A 16,424-nucleotide genomic window follows, 5' to 3' on the forward strand; every position below is an offset into this window, starting at 1 on the left:
CGGCCCTGCTGATGGCGATTCTTTTGCAGCTCTTTTGTGTCGCCTACGCCAACGCTCTCGAACTCAAACCCTTCAAGGACGATCTGTTCGCCTATCCGGTCACACTCTCGTCCGAGAGCAACGGCGCCTATACGGTCGTCGATTATCGTGAGCTGCGCGACATCAACGCTCGTGACGAAGTGCCTGAGCGTCGTGTGCACGCGCAATACACCGACACCGGCGTGCGTAAGGTGCAGCAAGATCTATTGCTGCCGACCGATGCAGGCGATGTCCGCCACATTGCCGTCGGCAAGACCGGGGGCGCCAGCATCATCGTGCTTTATCTGCACGGGCAGGGCGGCAGCCGTAAGCAGGGTGCTGACGATTTCACTTTCGGCGGCAATTTCAACCGTATCAAGAACCTGATGGCCGGTAATGGCGGCCTCTATCTGTCGCCGGATTTTTCCGATTTCGGCGACACCGGTGCCGCCCAGATCGCCGCATTGATCGGCCACTATGCCGAACAGTCGCCGCGCGCAAAAATCTTCGTCGCCTGCGGCTCTATGGGCGGCGCGTTGTGCTGGAAGCTGGCAGGCCGAAAGGACTCCGGCGGGCGCATCGACGGGCTGCTGCTGCTCGGCTCGCTGTGGGACGAGAGTTTCTTCTCAAGCTCCGCATTCAAGCGCCGTGTGCCGGTCTTCTTCGGCCAGGGCAGCAAGGACCCGGTGTTTCCAATCGAGAAACAGGAAGCCTTCTTCCGATCGATTCTGGGCAAATCGAAAGCCTACCCGACCCGCTTTGTCCGCTTCGAGACCGGCACACATGGCACGCCGATCCGCATGACCGACTGGCGGGGCACACTCAACTGGATGTTATCGAAGGTCCCTTAGGGCGCGGTGTTGTAGTCGAGCACGGTCTGCGGGTTGATCTCGCCGTCATAAGAGGCATCGACCTCATACTGCACCAGCGAGAAATTGCCGTGGCGAAACAGGTAGGTGCCGGCCGACGAGGCGTCGCCGACGCCGCGCCACTTGTTCAAGGATGAAATCGTTTTGGTGGCCTCGTCATATTCGGAGTTGACCAACTGGTCGTCAGTCTGGAAGCCGATGATGTTGATGCCCTCGACCTTGCCTTCGCTATTGTTGTTCTCATAGCGAATATCGAGTTCCGGTGACGCGAATTGTAATTGCCGGACGCCCGATACGTCGTCGTAGATGTAATAGACTGCGCTCTCATTGTAGGCGGCCATCGAGCAGAAAAAGCGAAACAGCCGTGTCTCGCGTTCGGGCTCGTTTTCGGCCGCCCCCGCATCCTTGTAGCGGAGCGAGTAGGCGTCCGGCTCTCCTCGCGGATCGCCGCCGGGCATGTCCTTGTCGCACTGGTCGCCATAAGTCGCGGCAAACGCCTTGTTGGCCTGCTCAAGCGCTGCGTCCTTCTTCGGCGGCGGCGGTCCTTCGCCGCAGCTTGCCGGCCCGGCATCTTCGAAATCGGCCTTTGAGGGTTTCAGCGCACCCTTGTCGATGAAGATTGCGCGAAATGGCGGTTCCTGGATCGAGGCGTTGATCTGGCGCAGCGTATAGCAGCCGGCAAAGACATTCTCGCTGCCGTCCTTGGCCGTCGCCCGGATGGCGACCGGAACGCTGTAGTAGATGCTGCCGGCAGCCCCGTCTTCGGATACGCCACCGGTTTTGACTTCGACCGTGTCCGTGCCGTCATAGCCTTTGACGAAGGAATTGAAATCCTTTGCCGGCTTGGTGTCGCCGAAATAGTCCCAGGCGCGCGCGAATTCGTGCCGGCTGATGGCACTATAAAGCGACCGGATGACCGCTTCGGCATTCGACCTGTCGTCTATGTAAGGCGCGTCGGCGGCGAGCACCGGTTGGCTGGTAGCGGCAAGGGAGAAAAAAGCGGTCGCTGCGAACAAGGCGCGTCTCATCGGGAACCTCCACTCGATGAAAAATCCTATCATATCGATTGCGGCGGCGTGGTGACGCTTGAACAATCGCCTGCGAAAGCGCTACCTCTCGCCGTGGGCAGTCGGGCCGCGTGGAGATTTCTTGTGACCATATCAATGTATGAAGCATCCGTGCCGGTATTTTCGGCGAGGCTGAAGGCACTAGCCAATGTGCTGAACATTGCCGAGCAAAATGCGGCTGATCGCAAGATCGATCCGCAGGTGTATCTGACGGCGAGGCTGGCGCCGGACATGTTTGCGCTGACCAGGCAGGTACAGATTGCCACCGATCACGCCAAAGGCGCGCCGTCGCGGCTTGCCGGGCGCGAGGTGCCAAAATATGAGGACAATGAGGCGAGCTTCGCTGATCTGCAGGCCCGCCTTGCCAAGACATTGGCTCATCTCGCGACATTTTCGGCGGCCGAATTCGATGGTTCAGATGACAGGATGATCGAACTGCGGCTTGCGGGACGCGAGGTTTCGATGCCGGGAATGCAGTATCTGCTGCATGCCGCCATGCCCAATTTCTATTTCCACCTGACCACCGCCTATGACATCCTGCGTCACAACGGCGTGCCATTGGGCAAGTCGATTTTCCTCGGATTGCGTTGAGATTCGCTCGGGAGATATCCCGGCCGCGCCGGGATATCTCGCGGCGCGCTGTTTAGCGTAGGGACATTTCCCGGGCGGTGCGCGGGAAATCGGCCGGCTTGACGCCGATATCGGCGCGATCGGCATTGCTCATCGAATGGAGCAGCGCCAGCGCGGCTCGATAGCGCAGCTGTTCCCGCGGACGCGGACGGGCGAACATTTCAGTGAAGAATCCCATGATTCAAGCCCCTTATTGAACCTCCACGGCCGTCAATATAGGCAGATCATGACAATTGTGCAGTGCGGCATTCGCATGGCAGCCATGCTGCCCTGATCTTTTTTGACATAATTCGGCTGTTCCGGCGAAACTTCTGCGATGCTTCGACCGTAGGCCTCAGTGCCGGCACTTGGCCGGTTTTCCTCGCCATTCCTGGCGAACTTCCGGACTGCATTCACATGCAGTCCGGCTTTTTTGTTAGCCGCACGAAAAAAAGTCCGTTTGCCGGCATCCTGGGAAAGTCGCCGGGCCTGCCGTCGGTGGGCTTGGAAGCGGGCGGCGCTTTCCTGTATGCTATTGCTTCCTCCTCGCGCAGCCGCGCAAAATTCCCGCCGGAGAAACTCCATGCACAAACGCCGTCTCGGCCAGACCGATCTTTTCGTGTCGCAAATCTGCCTCGGATCGATGACCTGGGGCCAGCAGAACACCGAGGCGGACGGTCACGCCCAGATGGATCTGGCGTTTGCTCGCGGTGTCAATTTCATCGACACCGCCGAACTCTATCCGATCCCGCCCAAGGCGGAGACACAAGGCCGTACCGAGACATTCATCGGCAATTGGATGAAGGAGAAGCGCAATCGCGACCAGGTGATCATCGCCTCGAAGGTAGTTGGTCGCACCGCCAACAGTTGGTTTCGCGGCGACCGCCCGTCTAAGCTGGTGCGCGCCGACATCTTCGACGCTATCGATAAGTCACTTGCCAGGCTCAACACCGATTACATCGACCTCTATCAGATCCATTGGCCGGAACGCGACGTGCCGTGGGGCGCCAATCCGAACCGCATCGGCGCCGTACCGCGACGCTCCGATGCCGCCGGCGTGCCGGAAGGCGAGACGCCGATCGCCGAGACGCTTGCCGTATTTGATGAACTGGTGAAGGCCGGCAAGATCCGCCATTTCGGCCTGTCGAACGAGAATTCCTGGGGCGTCATGCGTTTCATCGCCGAAGCCGACAAGGGCCTCGGCCCGCGCGTCGCCTCGCTGCAGAACGCCTATAATTTCGTCAATCGCACCTTCGAGGTGAACCTTGCCGAAGTCTGCGAGCGCGAGCAGGTGTCGCTGCTTGCCTATTCGCCGCTGGCGCAAGGCTATTTGACCGGCAAATACGATCATGGCGCGCGGCCGCAGGGCTCGCGCTCGCAGTTGTTCAACCGCGGCCAGCGCTACGAGACGCCGAATGCTGCCGAGGTGCAGCTCGAATACAACCGGTTGGCGCGCACCTTCGGCATGGAGCCGGCGCTGTTTGCCAATGCCTATGTCTCGAACCGGCCCTTGGTCACCTCGAACATCATCGGCGCCACCACCATTTCGCAACTCGAAATGGCGCTCTCTTCCGCCGACGTGGTCTGGACCGAGGACATGCAGAAAGCCGTTGATGCGATCCACCAGCGCGTCGGCAATCCGTGCCCTTGATGCGTCGGGACGCGGTTGTCCGATCGTCATAAGGAGAGGGGAACAGCCATGGACTTCCGGATCGACGCGGTGCGCGCGAAATTTCCGGCCTTGTCGCTGACCGACAAGGGCCGCCGGCGCATCTATCTCGACAATCCTGCCGGCACGCAGGTGCCGCAGTCGGTGGGGGACGCAGTATCGCGTTGCTTGCTGACCACGAATGCCAACCTCGGCGGCTTCTTCGAGACCACCGTTGCAGCACAAGACATAGGGGACGAGGCCCATCTGGCGATGGCGGATTTTCTCGGCGCTGCGAGCCCGCAGGAAATTATCATCGGTGCCAACATGACGACATTGACCTACCACATGTCGCGAACGCTCGGCCGCACGGTGAAGCCCGGGGACGAGATCATCCTCACCCGCATGGACCATGAGGGCAACGTCTCACCCTGGCTGCAACTGGCCGAAGACCTTGGCCTTGTGGTGCGCTGGCTGCCTTTCGACCAGCAGAGCTGGCAGATCGAGGAGGCGGCGCTCGCCGCGCTGCTTTCCGAGAGGACGCGGCTCGTCGCGCTCAACTACGCCAGCAATCTCACCGGGTCGATCAACCGGGTGAAGGCGTTGACCGGCATCGCCAGGCGGGCTGGTGCGTTGGTCTACGTCGATGCCGTCCAGTTCGCGCCGCATGGCCTGATCGACGTCCAAAACCTCGGCTGCGATTTCCTGATCTGCTCGGCTTACAAGTTCTTCGGCCCTCATATGGGAATTTTGTGGGGCAGGCTGGACGTTATCGATGCGCTTAAGCCGTATAAATGCCGTTGCTCGTCCAATGCCTTGCCGGAGCGCTTCGAGCTCGGCACGCCGCAAATTGAATTGATGGCCGGCCTGTCGGCGGCTGTCGATTATTTTGCCGAGTTGGGCGCGGCAGCCGGCGCGCAAGGATCGCGTCGGCTGAAAATCGCCAAGGCCTTCGAAGTTTCAATCGCTTACGAGAACCCGCTGGCGCAACAGCTGATCGACGGTCTGTCGGATATTGCCGGCCTGACCATCCACGGCATCACCGATCCGAAGCGGATCAATGAGCGTGTGCCGACGGTGTCGTTCACTGTCGAAGGCATCGTGCCGGAGACGATCGTGCGGCAGATGAATGCCGAAAACATCTTCCTGTGGTCCGGCCACAACTACGCCTGGGAGATCGTCCACCAGCTCGGCATTCCGGCCGAGCAGGGGGTGGTGCGCATCGGAATCGCTCATTACAACACTTCAGCCGAAATCGACGAGACGCTGGAGAGCGTGCACCGCGTTGTCGCCATGCTGAGGCAGGAACGATCCTGAGCGGCCCTCGCGGGCGGATCATCGCTTGTGGGCGCCGCCAAAACCGGTGAGGAAGGCGGTGAGATTGTCGCCGAGCTCGTCGCAGAGATAGCCGCCTTCCTGGACGATGACCGTTGGCAGGCCGAGCCCGGCGATCACCTCGCCAATGCGCGAAAAACCAGGCGTGCTCACCGACAGCCCGCCGAACGGATCGCCTTCGAAGGCATCTAGCCCCAGAGCCACCACAAGCGCATCGGGCGAGAAGGCGTTGATGCGCTGGAACGATGCCTCCAGCGCTTCGAGGAACGCTGCATCGCCGGATTTGCGCGGCAGCGGCAGGTTGAGATTGTAGCCGAGGCCGGCGCCTTCGCCGCGCTCGTCGCCATAGCCCCAGAAAAACGGGTAGAAGCGCACCGGGTCGGCATGCAGCGACACGGTGAGCACGTCCGGCCGGGCATAGAAGATGCCTTGCGTGCCGTTGCCGTGGTGCAGGTCGACATCGAGGATCGCCACCCGCGCCGCCTGCTTGCGCAGAACCTGTGCAGCGACCGCCGAATTGTTGATGAAGCAGAAGCCGCCGGCGACATCGGCAAAGGCGTGATGGCCGGGCGGCCGGCACAGCGCATAGGCGGCCGGCGCTCCCGACATCACCGCCTCGGCGGTTTCAACCGCGCTCCAGGCGCTCCAAAGCGCGCTCTGCCACGTCTCGCTGGAGATCGGGCAGGCGGTGTCGGCCATGTGGTAGCCGGCCTGGCCGACCGCCGAGGCCGGATAGGAGCCGTTCCGCGCGATCGGATGGATATTGGGGATGACCTCGGCCGAGGCGCCCTCGATGCGCTGCCAGCGCGCGAAGATATGCTGGAGAAAATCGAGATATTCCGGCGTATGCACCGCCGCAATCGGGCCGAGCTCGTGATCCCGCGGCCGTTCGATCGTGCAGCCGGCAGCCTTGGTGCCGGCTAACAATCGCTCGACCCGTTCCGGCTTTTCCGGATTGGGCTGCGGCGCGCCGCTTGAGAGGAACGCCTTCGGGTCGTGGCGCTTCTGTTCTTCGGCATAGAAGGCTTTCATGTTGGCTCCTCCGGTGCATCGGCAAAGGCGAAAAAGGCGTCGCCGACGATCTTCTGCACCTGCTCGTAGCTCGACCAGCCAATGCCTAACCGTTCGTAAAAAGCCTTGGCGGTCTTGTTGTCGGTGTCGACGGACAGCCTGAGATAGACGCCGCCTGCCTTCCGGCACTGCGCCGCCACCCGGCGCAGCAGGCGCTCGCCGATCCTGCGGCCACGAAAACGGTCCTCGACATAGAGGTCCTGCACATAGACGCCGGGCCGTCCCATCCATGTCGAGAAGATCGGAAAATACAGGCAAAGCCCGGCAAATTCGCCACCGACTTCGGCGATCAAGGTCGAGAAGGCAGGCTTCTCGCCAAAGCCATAGGTGCGGAGATCCTGAGCTGTCGAGGTGATCTCCTGATGTGCGCCGACATGCGCGCCGAGCCGCAGGAGCGCGGCGTGGATGGTTTCGACGTCCTCGACGGTCCCGGGCCGGATGACAATGTCTCTTGACGGTGGGTTGGTCACGGCCTTCATCTCAGAACGCCACGCGGTCGCCGCCCTTGAGCGCCAGCATCTGCCGTGCCTCGGCCGGCGTTGCGACGTCCAGCGACAGCCCTTCCAGCACGCCGCGGATCCGGCGGACCTGGTCGGCATTGGACTTGGCAAGCTGGCGCCCGTCGTAGAGGCTGTCCTCCAGCCCGACGCGGACATTGCCGCCCATCGCCGCCGCAATCGAGATCATCGGCATCTGGTGGCGTCCGGCCGCCAGCACGGAAAACTGGTAGCTGTCGCCGAACAGTTTGTCGGCGATGCACTTCATGTGGACCAGGTTTTCTGGATCGGCGCCGATACCACCCAATATGCCGAGCACGAATTGGATGAACAATGGTCCCGAGACCAGCCCGCGGTCGCGGAAATGCGCAAGCGAATAGAGATGGCCGACATCGTAGCACTCGAATTCGAAACGCGTGCCACAGCCGCGCCCAAGCTTTTCCAGTACCGTCTCCATATCGGCAAAGGTGTTCTTGAAGATCGTGTCACGGGTAGCCTCGAGCAGCTTCGGCTCCCATTCGTGCTGCCATTCTCGCGGCCGCTCGAGCATCGGGAACAGCGCAAAGTTCATCGACCCCATATTGAGCGAACACATTTCCGGCTCGGCCCTGAGCGGCGCGGCCAGCCGCTGGTCGAGCGTCATCAGCGACGATCCGCCGGTGGTGATGTTGATCACCGCATCGGTCGCCTGCTTGATGCGCGGCAGAAACTGCATGAACACCTCGGGGTCGGCGGTCGGCCGCCCATCCTTGGGGTCGCGGGCATGAAGATGCAGGATCGAAGCGCCGGCCTCGGCGGCGGCGATCGCGTCTGCGGCGATCTGGTCCGGCGTCACGGGCAGATGCGGAGACATCGACGGGGTGTGTACCGACCCGGTGACGGCGCAAGTGATAATGACCTTTCGCGGCGCCATGTTCGCCTCTCAGCCTTCGACCGGCAGGTCGAGCTCGCCGGCCAGCACCTCGAGCGAGTCGCCGATGATGGATATGATCTCGCCGATCTGCGCGGCGGTGACGATCATCGGCGGCGCGACCATGAAATTGTCGCCGTCGACACCGCCCTTGACCTTGCGTCCGTAGATGATCAGGCCGCGCTCATAGGCGAGGTCGAGCAGCCGCTGGGTGGCCTTCTTTGCCGGCTCGATCGGCCTCAGAGTGTCGGGATCCGCAAGCATCTCGGCACCGGTGAGCAGGCCCTTGCCACGGACGTCGGCGATGAACGGAAACCGCTTCGCCAATCGCTTCAACTCGTCCATCAAAAGCTCGCCCATGTCAGCCGCATTGGCGATCAGGCCGAGACCGTCCATTTCGCCGAGTACGGCGAGCCCGGCGGCGCAGGCGAGCGGGTTGCCGGCGTAGGTATGGCCGTGCTGAAAGCCGCCCGATGCGAGCAAAGGCTGCACCAGCCGCATCGGTGCCGCCAGCGCGCCGAGCGGCGCGTAGCCAGAGCCCAGCCCCTTCGACAGCGCGACGATGTCGGGCTTGCAGTTCCAGTGGTCGCCGCCGAGGAATTTTCCGGTGCGGCCGGCACCGCTCATCACTTCGTCATGGATGAGCAAGATGCCGTAGCGATCGCAGATCTCGCGGATGCGCGGATAGTAGCTGTCCGGCGCCACCAGTGCTGCCGTGGCAGCGCCGCCGACTGGCTCCATGATGAAGGCGAGCACGCTCTGCGGTCCCTCGGCGAGGATCTTTTCCTCCAGCATGTCGGCGTAGCGGATGCCGCGCTGTTCCATCGAAAGATTGTCGCGGTCGCGCCAGGCGATGGGCGCCGGCACGGTCGGCATCATCTGCATCATCGGCACAAATGGTTCGGACAGCGCATCGTCGCCGGTAACGGCGAGCGCGCCGAGCGTGCCGCCATGATAGGACGGAAAGCGCGAGATCACCTTCCAACGGCTGGGCTGGCCGGTGGCGACCGCCCATTGCCGCGCCAGCTTGATGCAGGATTCGGTCGCTTCCGAGCCGCCGGAGACAAAGAAGATGCGGTCCATGCCTTCAGGGAGTTTGGCGGCCAGCTGCCGCGCGAGCTCCTCTGCCGGTTCGTTCTCGAAATGCAGACGGTAAGCGAAGGTGGCGCGGTCCATCTGCCTTTTCATCGCGTCGAGCACGTTGCGATTGGAGTGGCCGATATTGGCAACCATCGGACCGCTCGATCCGTCGATGAAGCGGCGGCCATCCTGCGTCCACATGTAGATGCCTTCGGCGCGGTCGATCAGCGGCCGGCGCAGGCTGGATAGATAAAACAGATGCGAGGCTTCGCGAGTTTCCGGGGCAGGAGACTTCAACATGTCATGGCTTTCCAAGATAGCGGTCGAGGACATTCTGGTGACGCGCTCGACCATCGCATCCTGCCTTAGCAAGCCGGCAACCCATTCGCAGCTTCCGGCGTGAAACACCTCGCCTTTGCCGCGCGGGAAATTGACGATCATGCCGTTGCCGCGTTTGACCTTGTCGAGGTTGGCATCGCTTGCCTCGCCGAACAGCGTCTCGGCGGTGAAGCGTCCGTCCTCGTCGCCGAGAAACTGGTCCTCGAACGCAATGTCGGCGCTTTCCTCGACCTGGCTCGCCATGCCGACGGCCAGCACTTGCAGCCCGTCCGGTGCACCGCTGTCGGGCTTGGGGTAGGGCAGGCCGCCGCGGATCTCGAAATCGAGCCCGTCGACCTCGTAGCCATAGACATGGCTGTCGGCGCCGAGCAGATCGCCATAGTAGATGCCGGTGCCGGCAAACGCCCAATGCTCCGGGCGGTAGACCGGAAAGCCGCGCACGCCGCGCGGCGCGCAGCCGCCCCAGCCGGCATAGACGCCTCTTGTCGCGTTGAGGCCGAAGGTCGCCGCACCCGGCCGGCCGGTTTCCGGCGCTTCCCAGGAATTGGTGGCGCGCCTTATATCGCCGCCGCGATAGGCCGGGTCCTCGGCGCGAGCGCGGTATTTGTAGCAGACCTGCCGGCGGCCTTCGTCCTCCAGCCTGGTCTGCCACATGAAATTGCCGGCAAAGCGCGCCGCATGACCGCCGCGCTCGACATAGGTGTCGACCGCATCGCGCATTTCCCAGGTCCAATATTCGTCGTGGCCGACGAAGACGACGCAGTCATAGCCGTCGAGAATGTCGGGCGAAAAATGCAAATCGTGCTGGCTGGCGAGATCGACGGCGTAGCCGGCACGCTCGGCGAAGCGGAAGAAATGGCTGTCGTAGCTTGCCCAGCCGGCTGAGGCGTATTTCTTCGAATGGCCGGTGGCAAAGGCCCATTCCATGTGCGGATAGCGCGGCACGGTTTTCGGCGGCACCGCGACTTCGAGCGGCACGCGCGGCGCGTCCCTGGGCAGCACGACGAAGCCGCGGCACCACGGCCGTTGGGTCGACACCATTCGTGCATATTGGTCCCGGCTTGGCCCGGTGATGCCTTCGTAATGGTTGGAACCGCCCCATGTATTGTAGGCGAGCCAGGTGCCGGTGGCAGCCACCTGCAGCACGCGGCCGGGTTTCTTGCCGGGCTGCGGCGAGACGATGAAAAGGTGATGACAGCGGATCGGCTTGCCGTCGCGACCGTCCGCTTCAAGCGTGACGCGATAGGCGCCGGATGGCCAGTCGTCGCCGATGCGAAACTCGAACGACGCTTGCCAGCCGCAGCCTTCGACCGAACATTGATCCGGCGTATCTTGCCAGCGCGCCGCAATCCCGGTCCTTTCGAACATTGTCGTTTCCGCGCCGCCGTCGCGGATGATTGCGATGCCGAAACCGGCGGCCGTCGAACTGACATGCAGCGCCACCATCTCGCCGGGGCGATAGGAAAAACGGTCGCTGTAGCACCAGATTTCGCCGCGCCTGCCATCCATACCGGGCCATTCCCAGTAATGGCTGCGCACCGCCTGGCGTCGCTGCTCCGGCGTCAGTCCGAAATCGGGAAACTCGGTCGGCGGATGGTTCATGGACACCGCTAAGGTCGAAGGCCGCCATTTCGGCCATCCGCCGGCCAAGCGTCAATTGGAAACGATCGGGCCAGCCATTGCCGGGTTGCTCACTTGGCCTTGCCTGACAAACAGACTATCTCACAAAGGGCGGCGTTGTCCGCCACGGGAGCCGATATGCTGAGAGTGCAAAAGGTCAGGGTCAACGATATCTACGTGCCGACGGCGCGCAAGAAGACGCTGCATCCCGAAACCGTCCGCCATCTGGCCGAGGACATTCTGGAAAACGGCATGAAGATGCCGATCCAGGTGCGCCATGACGGCAAGCGCCATATCCTGGTCGAAGGGTTGCATCGGCTGGAAGCGGCCAAGTGGCTCGGCGAGACCGAGATCGACGCCTACCTCGTCCAAGCCAAGCGCCACTGAAGCCACTTATTTCCGTCGTTCGAATCTCCTGTCCCGCGGATTTTTTCGCGGACCGTGTCGGCTTGCGTCTTGTCGGTTCGTCCTAGACACGGAAGCCAAAACCGACGTGTGAGGAAACATCATGACCACCAAGCTCGACATCGCCCCCAACTCCGATCGCGAGCTGGTTCTCGCCCGCATCATCGATGCGCCGCACGAGAACGTCTATCGCTGCTGGACCGAGCCAAAGCTGTTGACGCAATGGTTCTCGCCGAAGCCGTGGACGACGCCGCACGCCGAAATGGATGTGCGGACCGGTGGCTCCACCCTTGTCGTCATGGCCGATCCCGACGGCAAGGAGTTCCCGAATCCAGGCATCTTCCTCGAAGTCGTACCGGGCAAAAAGCTCGTCTTCACCGATGCCTATACGAAGGCGTGGGAGCCGTCCGAAAAGCCGTTCATGACGGTCGTGCTGACCTTCGAGGACGAGGGCGAGGGCAAGACCCGCTACATTGCCCGCGTCGCGCATTGGTCGGTCGCCGACCGCGAACAGCACGAGAAAATGGGTTTTCACGAGGGCTGGGGCCAGTGCGCCGAACAGCTTGAGGAGGTCGCCAAGCGACTTTGATGCAAACGGGAGAGGGAGACTGATGTCCAGATCGGTATTTTTCGCCATTTTCGCCTCGGCCGCCGCGCTGTTTGCCGCGCCGGGCACCATCAACGCAGAGGAGGCCAAGCCCGCCATGACGACCGCAACCGCAACACTGCCGACGCCGGAAAAATCCGGCCTGCTGCCGATTAACGGCCTGAACTATTATTACGCCGTCTATGGCAAGGGCGAGCCGCTGCTTCTGCTGCATGGCGGCCTCGGCACGACCGACATGTTCGCGCCGATCCTGCCAAAACTTGCCGAAAACCGCACCGTCATCGGCGTTGACCTGCAGGGCCATGGCCGCACCGCACTCGGCGACCGGCCGCTCAGCCTGGAGGCGATGGGCGACGACATGGCGGCGATCGTCAAGGCACTCGGCTACGACAAGGTCGACGTGATGGGCTATTCGCTGGGCGGCGGCGTCGCCTTCCGCATGGCCGTCCAGCATCCCCAAACGGTGCGCCGCCTGGTGCTGGTCTCGACCGGCTACGCCGCGGACGGCTTCTATGCCGAGATGCGTGGCCAGCAGGCACAGGTCGGCGCGGCGATGGCCGACATGATGAAGGACACACCGATATACAAATCCTACGTCGCGGTTGCGCCGCATCCGGAGGATTTTCCGAAACTGCTCGACCAGCTCGGCGCCTATATGCGCAAGGACTACGACTATTCGGCCGACGTGCCGAAGCTGAAAATGCCGGTGATGCTGGTGTTCGGCGACAGCGACATGTACCGGCCCGAGCACGAGATCAAGTTCTATCAGATGCTCGGCGGCGGGTTGAAGGACGCCGGCTGGATGCGCGAGAACCTGTCGCAGAACCGCCTGGCGATCGTGCCGAACCGCACCCACTACGATGTGTTCTTCGCGCCGGAACTGACAGCTGCCGCGCTGCCGTTCCTCAATGGCCAGACCAAGGTCAAGACCTGGGACGAGGTCGTCAACGAAACGAACTGACGCCCAGTCAATTGTCTGCCGGCCGTCTTCCGCGAGATGGCCGGCATGTCGCCCATGGGGCCTTGGCCCGGCGCATCGGCCAATCGTGTATTGGCCGCATCACAGCTATAGATGGCGCCATCAAAGCTTTTCAATTGACGCTGCCACGCCTATCGATAGGTATGCCGCCTATCCTCACAGGGCAGGGACGCGGGTGATGGCAAGATATCAGGGCGGGTGTTTGTGCGGTGCGGTGCGCTACCGCGCCGAGGCGGCACCGATCAATGAGCGCGTCTGCCATTGCCGGTTGTGCCAGAAGGCGCTGGGTGCCGCCTTCAATGCGCGCGTGCTGTTCCGCATCGATGATGTGACGGTCGACGGACCGCTGGCGACGGTGAATTCCTCGCCCGATCTCAAGCGCGGCTTTTGCCCGCGCTGCGGCACGACGATGTTTTCCCGGCGCGATTCCGCCGGCATTATCGGCATCACCACCGGCTCGCTCGATGATCCCTCGTTGTTCAGGCCTGAGATGCATATCTGGACCGCCTCGAAGCAGCCCTGGGTGCAGATCGACGACGGCCTGCCGCAGTTTGAAGGCGCGCCACCTCCGGCTTGAGGTGGAATCTGGACAAAATTTAATCCGAAGCGACACGAGATAGCCGGCAAAGCGTCATTGGCGGGCCATCATTGCTGCCTATCTATTGGCATGCGGGCAGGCAGTCGAGGAGGCGACGGATGAACGACAGCATCAACACCCTGGATGAACTCTTGAGCGATCCGATGATCAAGCTGGTAATGGAGCGCGACCGCGTGCAACCGGCACAACTTCGCACGTTGCTCGAAGAAAAGGTCCGCCGGGTAGACGATGATGCGCCGGTCAACGATCGCTTTGTACCGCCGGCCCACCTCATGGCCACGACCTGTCACAAGCTGTGGTTGTGCAGCTAGGGTCTTGAAGCGGTCAGCCGGAATTTGCCGGCAAATAGCTGTAATGGCTGCGGAAATAGGCAAGCTTGAAGCCGAGGCGTGCATAGTTGCGGTAGGCTGGCCCGTCACGTTCGGCTCGCGGCGCCTCGATATCGGCCACGAACAGTTTTGCACCGGCCGCAAGTCCGTCGCGCACCATCGCTTCGCCGAGCATTGCATCGAGGTCGAAGCTCGGCGCCATGATGCCGGGCACCGGCGCGTCGATGCCGCTCCAGGCCATGCCGTCGGCGCCGATGAACATCGAGCGCACCGCCGCCACCGCGTCTTCCCGCCGCAGCATGTAATGATGCCAGCCGCGTCGGCCGGCCAGCGCCAGCAACCACGGTGAGGTCGGCAACCGATATTGGCTGTCGATGAACCCAGCCCATTCCCTTGCCGTTGCCGGCGTCACCCGCTCGACCGAGACATCCTCCGTCGGGAAAACCGGCTCAGCGGGCAATGGCGTGGCGTCGCGAAAGATGCGTTCCCAGCCGCCCTGACGTTGCAGGCCGCGCGCCTCGAGCCAGCAGCTGAGCGTCGCGGGCTCGGTGTGTGGGTTGGTGTAGAACCAGGGCCGCAGAATGCCGGCGTCGCGATAATGCGCCAGAAGCGCGTCGAGCCGGCTCTCGGTGGCCGCGCTCTCGACGCCGAAATTTTTGACACAGTTGAAATGGATGAACGGGATCGTCGTGCAGGTGGTCCAGACGAGATCGCCATCTTCGGCGATGGCAAGGCCTTGCTTTGCGGCAAAGTCTGCCGGGGCGGCGCGATAGAGATCGAGCCACGCATTGACCTCGGCGCGTTCGATGGCGCGGCTGAGGTTGCGAGGTATCTCGTCGACCCCGATGGCGGGCGAGCATGGCTCCGGCGGGACTACGGGCTGCAATTCTGACAGGGCGGCGGGCTGCATGACGTCCTCCACGTGGTGCCTTACACCGTAAGATTAGTGGAGACTAATCTCATGCCGTGAGTTGTCAAGCCGAGGCAGCGACGTGGCCGAACATTGGAGGGACAGCGCACCTCCGCCCGGCCAACGTCCCGCCGCAAAGCCCTAACAATTCGATTCAAACTTTGTTGGTAGTTTCTTGTTAGGAATCCAGCTTGGTTTGTCCGGCGGCGTTGTCCTGCCTTCGGTCTGTTGTGTTTTGCGTACAGGTCCAGATGCGGTTATCAGGCGTCGTCATCTTTTCGATCGCAGCGCTGTGCCTTGCCGGCTGCACGTCAACCTCCGGCGTCGATGCGCTGCAAGTGCCGTCCAGCGAGACCACCAGCTCGGTTGTGCGGCCACTCGCGCCGGTGGCATCCGTGGCGAAAACTGATGCTGCGCCCGCTTTTGCCGACCAGGAGCAGGACGAACAGCCGGTCGCGATGGACGTACCCGATCAGGACGTCGAACCGCCGGCCGAGGTGATCGCGCTGATGTCGCCGCCGAAGCGGCTGACACGCGCGGCACCAGCAATGCTTGCCGAAGCGGTCACACGCTATGGTTTTCGCGATGCCAAGCCGATCAATTTCGGCAAGGCATCCTCGCCGAGGCGTCTCGCCGTCCACGGCGTCGACGTTTCGCGCTGGCAGGGCAATGTGAACTGGGGAAAGCTGCGTGCCCAGGGCGCCAACTTCGCCTACATCAAGGCCACCGACGGCGGCGATCATCTCGACCCGATGTTCACCAGGAACTGGCGCAGTGCCGATGCCGCCGGCCTCAAGCGCGGCGCCTATCACTTCTTCTATTGGTGCCGCACCGCCGGCGAGCAGGCCGACTGGTTCATCCGCAACGTGCCGCGGGTCGAGGGTGCGCTGCCGCCGGTGATCGACGTCGAGTGGAACGGCGACTCCAGCTGCAAGCGCCGCCCATCGCGGCAAAAGGTGCTGGAAAAGATGCAGGTGTTCATGGACAAGCTCGAGCGCCACTACGGCCAGCGGCCGATCATCTACACCGCGCCCGACTTCTACCGTGACAATCTCAGGGGCGCCTTCCTCGATTATCCGTTCTGGCTGCGCGCCGTGGCGGCGCACCCGTCAAAGGTCTATCCCGACCGCAAATGGCTGTTCTGGCAATATTCCGGCTCCGGCCTGTCGCACGGCGTAAGAGGCCGCATAGACCTCAACGTCTTCCACGGCGATGAGAGGGCCTGGCGCGACTGGGTGGGCGGCCGGCAGATGGTGGCCGAGGCGGAGTAGCGCGGCAGCTTCTTCCTTCTCCCCCTGTGGGAGAAGGTGGATTGGCGCGCAGCGCCGAGACTGTTGAGGGGTGTTGGACGGAGCGCCGCCGGTGCCAAGCTGGAGCACCCCTCATCCGACCTCGCTTCGCGAGGCCACCTTCTCCCACAAGGGGAGAAGGGGAGGCGCCGCGCCATCCCCTTTGGTTGGTCTCGAACGTCGGCCCTTATCTGAGGATTCCTTGGAGGTCGTCCCCAGGATTGGATAACGTCGCCCCATGCCG

The 16,424-nt window shown here is 62.6% G+C and carries 18 protein-coding genes and 1 pseudogene; 10 read left to right on the forward strand and 9 right to left on the reverse strand.

Going from position 1 to position 16,424, the window contains the following annotated elements; translation table 11 throughout:
• The first annotated feature begins 11 nt into the window (after nt 1-11).
• Nucleotides 12-869 carry an alpha/beta hydrolase gene (locus NKJ32_RS27630; RefSeq protein WP_023674741.1) on the forward strand — a complete coding sequence of 286 codons (858 nt, stop codon included), beginning with the start codon at nt 12-14 and terminating at the stop codon, nt 867-869.
• On the opposite strand, the gene NKJ32_RS27635 is transcribed toward NKJ32_RS27630, so the two are convergent.
• The gene (locus NKJ32_RS27635) at nt 866-1,915 is read right to left on the reverse strand and encodes a DUF1176 domain-containing protein (RefSeq protein ID WP_023674742.1); all 1,050 of its coding nucleotides are present in this window, start codon (nt 1,913-1,915) and stop codon (nt 866-868) included. The two genes, NKJ32_RS27630 and NKJ32_RS27635, sit on opposite strands and share 4 nt — an antisense overlap.
• Nucleotides 1,916-2,038: 123 nt before the next feature.
• On the opposite strand from NKJ32_RS27635, the gene NKJ32_RS27640 reads away from it, so the two are divergent.
• On the forward strand, nt 2,039-2,545 hold the full coding sequence (locus tag NKJ32_RS27640) for a DUF1993 domain-containing protein (protein ID WP_023674743.1): 507 nt from the start codon (nt 2,039-2,041) through the stop codon (nt 2,543-2,545).
• Between the two features lie 52 nt (nt 2,546-2,597).
• Here the strand turns inward: NKJ32_RS27640 and NKJ32_RS27645 are convergent, their stop codons facing one another.
• Together NKJ32_RS27645 and NKJ32_RS27650 are read right to left on the reverse strand one after the other, a co-directional pair.
• Nucleotides 2,598-2,762, reverse strand: a complete 165-nt coding sequence (locus NKJ32_RS27645) for a hypothetical protein (RefSeq protein WP_352829485.1) — start codon at nt 2,760-2,762, stop codon at nt 2,598-2,600.
• Nucleotides 2,763-2,794: 32 nt separating this feature from the next.
• Nucleotides 2,795-3,148: a hypothetical protein gene (locus tag NKJ32_RS27650; protein WP_352829487.1), complete on the reverse strand. Its 354-nt coding sequence runs from the start codon at nt 3,146-3,148 to the stop codon at nt 2,795-2,797.
• On the opposite strand from NKJ32_RS27650, the gene NKJ32_RS27655 reads away from it, so the two are divergent.
• Together NKJ32_RS27655 and NKJ32_RS27660 are read left to right on the forward strand one after the other, a co-directional pair.
• A complete protein-coding gene (locus NKJ32_RS27655; RefSeq protein WP_352570861.1) occupies nt 3,147-4,214 on the forward strand; it encodes an aldo/keto reductase in 1,068 nt (355 codons plus the stop codon). The genes NKJ32_RS27650 and NKJ32_RS27655 overlap by 2 nt on opposite strands.
• 48 nt (nt 4,215-4,262) lie before the next feature.
• The gene (locus NKJ32_RS27660; protein WP_352788541.1) at nt 4,263-5,528 is read left to right on the forward strand and encodes a cysteine desulfurase-like protein; all 1,266 of its coding nucleotides are present in this window, start codon (nt 4,263-4,265) and stop codon (nt 5,526-5,528) included.
• Nucleotides 5,529-5,546: 18 nt separating this feature from the next.
• On the opposite strand, the gene NKJ32_RS27665 is transcribed toward NKJ32_RS27660, so the two are convergent.
• The 5 genes and pseudogenes from NKJ32_RS27665 to NKJ32_RS27685 form a co-directional block, all read right to left on the reverse strand.
• A complete protein-coding gene (locus tag NKJ32_RS27665) occupies nt 5,547-6,578 on the reverse strand; it encodes a histone deacetylase family protein (protein ID WP_352623622.1) in 1,032 nt (343 codons plus the stop codon).
• Nucleotides 6,575-7,096, reverse strand: coding sequence for a GNAT family N-acetyltransferase (locus tag NKJ32_RS27670; RefSeq protein WP_352829489.1), 522 nt, complete (start codon nt 7,094-7,096; stop codon nt 6,575-6,577). The genes NKJ32_RS27665 and NKJ32_RS27670 overlap by 4 nt, the downstream gene beginning before the upstream one ends.
• Before the next feature lies 1 nt (nt 7,097).
• Nucleotides 7,098-8,027, reverse strand: a complete 930-nt coding sequence (gene kce, locus NKJ32_RS27675) for a 3,5-dioxohexanoate:acetyl-CoA acetone transferase (RefSeq protein ID WP_352829491.1) — start codon at nt 8,025-8,027, stop codon at nt 7,098-7,100.
• Nucleotides 8,028-8,036: 9 nt separating this feature from the next.
• Nucleotides 8,037-9,404 carry an aminotransferase family protein gene (locus NKJ32_RS27680; protein WP_352829493.1) on the reverse strand — a complete coding sequence of 456 codons (1,368 nt, stop codon included), beginning with the start codon at nt 9,402-9,404 and terminating at the stop codon, nt 8,037-8,039.
• A 1-nt stretch (nt 9,405) separates the two neighbouring features.
• Nucleotides 9,406-11,045, reverse strand: a pseudogene (locus tag NKJ32_RS27685) (N,N-dimethylformamidase beta subunit family domain-containing protein).
• Nucleotides 11,046-11,201: 156 nt separating this feature from the next.
• Between NKJ32_RS27685 and NKJ32_RS27690 the strand changes: the two are divergent.
• From NKJ32_RS27690 to NKJ32_RS27710, 5 genes are all read left to right on the forward strand, one after another.
• Nucleotides 11,202-11,450, forward strand: coding sequence for a ParB N-terminal domain-containing protein (locus NKJ32_RS27690; RefSeq protein WP_023674751.1), 249 nt, complete (start codon nt 11,202-11,204; stop codon nt 11,448-11,450).
• Between the two features lie 121 nt (nt 11,451-11,571).
• Entirely contained in the window at nt 11,572-12,057 is a 486-nt protein-coding gene (locus tag NKJ32_RS27695) for an SRPBCC family protein (protein WP_352829495.1), read from the forward strand.
• Nucleotides 12,058-12,079: 22 nt separating this feature from the next.
• Nucleotides 12,080-13,036 (forward strand): alpha/beta fold hydrolase, encoded by a 957-nt coding sequence (locus NKJ32_RS27700; RefSeq protein ID WP_352829497.1) that lies wholly within the window; start codon nt 12,080-12,082, stop codon nt 13,034-13,036.
• 196 nt (nt 13,037-13,232) lie between these two features.
• A complete protein-coding gene (locus tag NKJ32_RS27705; protein ID WP_352457758.1) occupies nt 13,233-13,631 on the forward strand; it encodes a GFA family protein in 399 nt (132 codons plus the stop codon).
• Nucleotides 13,632-13,750: 119 nt separating this feature from the next.
• Entirely contained in the window at nt 13,751-13,963 is a 213-nt protein-coding gene (locus tag NKJ32_RS27710) for a hypothetical protein (protein ID WP_023674755.1), read from the forward strand.
• Nucleotides 13,964-13,976: 13 nt separating this feature from the next.
• On the opposite strand, the gene NKJ32_RS27715 is transcribed toward NKJ32_RS27710, so the two are convergent.
• A complete protein-coding gene (locus tag NKJ32_RS27715; RefSeq protein WP_352829499.1) occupies nt 13,977-14,891 on the reverse strand; it encodes a hypothetical protein in 915 nt (304 codons plus the stop codon).
• Between the two features lie 251 nt (nt 14,892-15,142).
• Here NKJ32_RS27715 and NKJ32_RS27720 point away from each other — a divergent pair, with 251 nt between their 5' ends.
• Nucleotides 15,143-16,162 (forward strand): glycoside hydrolase family 25 protein, encoded by a 1,020-nt coding sequence (locus NKJ32_RS27720; RefSeq protein WP_352829501.1) that lies wholly within the window; start codon nt 15,143-15,145, stop codon nt 16,160-16,162.
• Nucleotides 16,163-16,424 lie beyond the last annotated feature (262 nt).

The organism is Mesorhizobium sp. M0159, assembly GCF_040322295.1.
Taxonomy (GTDB): domain Bacteria; phylum Pseudomonadota; class Alphaproteobacteria; order Rhizobiales; family Rhizobiaceae; genus Mesorhizobium.

Coding starts and splice junctions, on each gene's coding strand:
- NKJ32_RS27650 (WP_352829487.1), bottom strand. CDS start 3,148: ATGGAGTTTCTCCGGCGGGAATTTTGCGCGGCTGCGCGAGGAGGAAGC.
- kce (WP_352829491.1), bottom strand. CDS start 8,027: ATGGCGCCGCGAAAGGTCATTATCACTTGCGCCGTCACCGGGTCGGTA.
- NKJ32_RS27680 (WP_352829493.1), bottom strand. CDS start 9,404: ATGTTGAAGTCTCCTGCCCCGGAAACTCGCGAAGCCTCGCATCTGTTT.
- NKJ32_RS27645 (WP_352829485.1), bottom strand. CDS start 2,762: ATGGGATTCTTCACTGAAATGTTCGCCCGTCCGCGTCCGCGGGAACAG.
- NKJ32_RS27630 (WP_023674741.1), top strand. CDS start 12: ATGGCGATTCTTTTGCAGCTCTTTTGTGTCGCCTACGCCAACGCTCTC.
- NKJ32_RS27695 (WP_352829495.1), top strand. CDS start 11,572: ATGACCACCAAGCTCGACATCGCCCCCAACTCCGATCGCGAGCTGGTT.
- NKJ32_RS27710 (WP_023674755.1), top strand. CDS start 13,751: ATGAACGACAGCATCAACACCCTGGATGAACTCTTGAGCGATCCGATG.
- NKJ32_RS27660 (WP_352788541.1), top strand. CDS start 4,263: ATGGACTTCCGGATCGACGCGGTGCGCGCGAAATTTCCGGCCTTGTCG.
- NKJ32_RS27690 (WP_023674751.1), top strand. CDS start 11,202: ATGCTGAGAGTGCAAAAGGTCAGGGTCAACGATATCTACGTGCCGACG.
- NKJ32_RS27720 (WP_352829501.1), top strand. CDS start 15,143: ATGCGGTTATCAGGCGTCGTCATCTTTTCGATCGCAGCGCTGTGCCTT.
- NKJ32_RS27635 (WP_023674742.1), bottom strand. CDS start 1,915: ATGAGACGCGCCTTGTTCGCAGCGACCGCTTTTTTCTCCCTTGCCGCT.
- NKJ32_RS27655 (WP_352570861.1), top strand. CDS start 3,147: ATGCACAAACGCCGTCTCGGCCAGACCGATCTTTTCGTGTCGCAAATC.
- NKJ32_RS27700 (WP_352829497.1), top strand. CDS start 12,080: ATGTCCAGATCGGTATTTTTCGCCATTTTCGCCTCGGCCGCCGCGCTG.
- NKJ32_RS27670 (WP_352829489.1), bottom strand. CDS start 7,096: ATGAAGGCCGTGACCAACCCACCGTCAAGAGACATTGTCATCCGGCCC.
- NKJ32_RS27665 (WP_352623622.1), bottom strand. CDS start 6,578: ATGAAAGCCTTCTATGCCGAAGAACAGAAGCGCCACGACCCGAAGGCG.
- NKJ32_RS27715 (WP_352829499.1), bottom strand. CDS start 14,891: ATGCAGCCCGCCGCCCTGTCAGAATTGCAGCCCGTAGTCCCGCCGGAG.
- NKJ32_RS27705 (WP_352457758.1), top strand. CDS start 13,233: ATGGCAAGATATCAGGGCGGGTGTTTGTGCGGTGCGGTGCGCTACCGC.